Here is a 1,976-nt window from a genome sequence, read left to right on the forward strand (position 1 = left end):
TTAGACGCATCCTGCCGTCACTTGACTTGCCCATACCGCGCTTATAGTGTGCGCCCGCTTTCGGGGGGCGTCTTCCGGAGGCAAACAGGCCCTCATGTCCAATCCCAGCGACCATACCGGCCCATCCGGCCCTGACGATTTCGAGCAGCGACTTGCCGAAAAACTCAAGGCCAGACAGGCAAAGGCAGACAAGGACAACGCGCCACCTGCCGGCTGGTCACTCGGTCTGCGCTATGGATCGGAATTCTTCGGCGGCGTCGTTGCCGGAGTATTTGTGGGGCTCCTGGCGGACCATTTCTTCGGCTGGTCGCCCTTCGGGCTGCTCGTCGGACTGGTACTCGGCTTTGCTGCTGGCGCGCTGAATATCGTGCGCGCCGCGAAGTCGATGCAGAACTAGCTCTTGCGCTTCGCGCCGTGGCGCGATAGGCGCACGTCACGTTTCCAGGACGGGCCGGGCAACCGGGCGTCCGCAACATAGTCAAGGGGCCGGGCGTGGCTGACACCAACCCGATCAAGCAGTTCGAGATCCATCCCATCGCCGATCTGAGCGTGGGTGGCCTGAACCTGTCTTTCACGAACTCCAGCTACTTCATGGTTGCTGCCGTGGTGCTGACCGTCGGCCTGCTGGCGCTGGCAACCTCGCGCGCCACGCTGGTGCCGGGCCGCGCCCAGTCGGTGGCCGAACTGCTCTACGAGTTTGTCGCGGGCATGATCCGCTCGACCGCGGGCAATGACGGGCTGCGCTTCTTCCCGTTCGTGTTCACGCTCTTCATCTTCATCCTGGTCGGCAACATGCTGGGCATGCTGCCCTACTTCCCCGTACCGGGCTTTCACGGCTTTACCTTCACCAGCCACATCATCGTGACCTTCGCGCTCGCGCTGACCGTGATGACGGTTCTGGTGGGCTTTGGCATTTTCAAGAACGGCCTGAAATTCTTCAAGATTTTCGTGCCGTCCGGCGTGCCGGTCGCCATCCTGCCCTTCGTGATCGTGATCGAGATCATCTCCTTCATCTCGCGTCCGGTAACGCTCGGCGTGCGTCTGTTCGCCAACATGCTGGCCGGTCACATCCTTTTGAAAGTGTTCGCCGGCTTCATCATCATGCTCGGCTCTGTCGGCGCGCTGGGCGCTGTCGGCGCCGTGGCCCCGCTGATCATGGTCGTCGCCCTGACCGCGCTGGAATTCCTGGTGGCTTTCCTCCAGGCCTACGTGTTCGCCGTGCTGACCTGCATCTACCTGTCCGACGCGCTGCACCCGGGTCACCACTAGGCGCATCGGATCCATCTTCACCCGCATCAACTCAACCGTTCATCCTCGAGGAGTATCAAAATGGACGCGGAAGCCGCAAAATACATCGGCGCTGGACTGGCCACCTTCGGCATGCTGGGCGCTGCGCTCGGCGTGGGCAACATCTTCTCCAGCTTCCTGACGGGCGCCCTGCGCAATCCGTCTGCTGCGCCGGCTCAGTTCGGCAACCTGATCTTCGGCTTCGCCGTGACCGAAGCGCTGGGCATCTTCTCGCTGCTCATCGCCCTGCTGCTGCTCTTCGTCGTCTGATCCATCCAGCGACGGTTTGAGTACACGCGTTCCGGCCGGGCCTGCCATCGGGCAAGAGCCTGGCCGGTACTGCGTATGAGGCCTTCGGTTTCGTCGTCTTGATTGAAGGGAGGACGCCTTGCGCTTGCAGGAGTCCCAGACAGAGATCACAGAAGGTGCCGGATACGCCGCGGAAGCGGCCTTTCCGCCCTTTGATCCGACCTATTTCGCATCGCAGCTCTTCTGGCTGGCGATCAGCTTTGCCGTTCTCTACTTCCTCCTGTCGCGCTGGCTGCTGCCGCGGATCGGCTCGACCATCGAGGAACGCAAGGACCGCATCGCCGACGATCTCGACGCGGCAGCCGGGCTGAAGGCCCAGGCTGACGAAGCGGTCAAGGCCTACGAGAAATCCCTCGCCGATGCCCGCGCCAAGGCGCAGG

4 protein-coding genes are annotated in these 1,976 nt (G+C 62.6%); all 4 read left to right on the top strand.

Going from position 1 to position 1,976, the window contains the following annotated elements:
- Positions 1 to 94 precede the first annotated feature (94 nt).
- The gene (locus tag ACTS2Z_RS11195; RefSeq protein WP_442573293.1) at positions 95 to 397 is read left to right on the top strand and encodes an AtpZ/AtpI family protein; all 303 of its coding nucleotides are present in this window, start codon (positions 95 to 97) and stop codon (positions 395 to 397) included.
- 95 nt (positions 398 to 492) lie between these two features.
- Positions 493 to 1,269, top strand: coding sequence for a F0F1 ATP synthase subunit A (locus tag ACTS2Z_RS11200; RefSeq protein WP_442573294.1), 777 nt, complete (start codon positions 493 to 495; stop codon positions 1,267 to 1,269).
- A 60-nt stretch (positions 1,270 to 1,329) separates the two neighbouring features.
- Entirely contained in the window at positions 1,330 to 1,557 is a 228-nt protein-coding gene (locus ACTS2Z_RS11205; protein WP_442573295.1) for a F0F1 ATP synthase subunit C, read from the top strand.
- 118 nt (positions 1,558 to 1,675) lie between these two features.
- Positions 1,676 to 1,976 (top strand): F0F1 ATP synthase subunit B family protein (locus ACTS2Z_RS11210; protein WP_442573296.1); only part of this gene is annotated, 301 nt, incomplete at its 3' end.

The organism is Glycocaulis sp. (assembly GCF_052168375.1).
GTDB lineage: Bacteria > Pseudomonadota > Alphaproteobacteria > Caulobacterales > Maricaulaceae > Glycocaulis.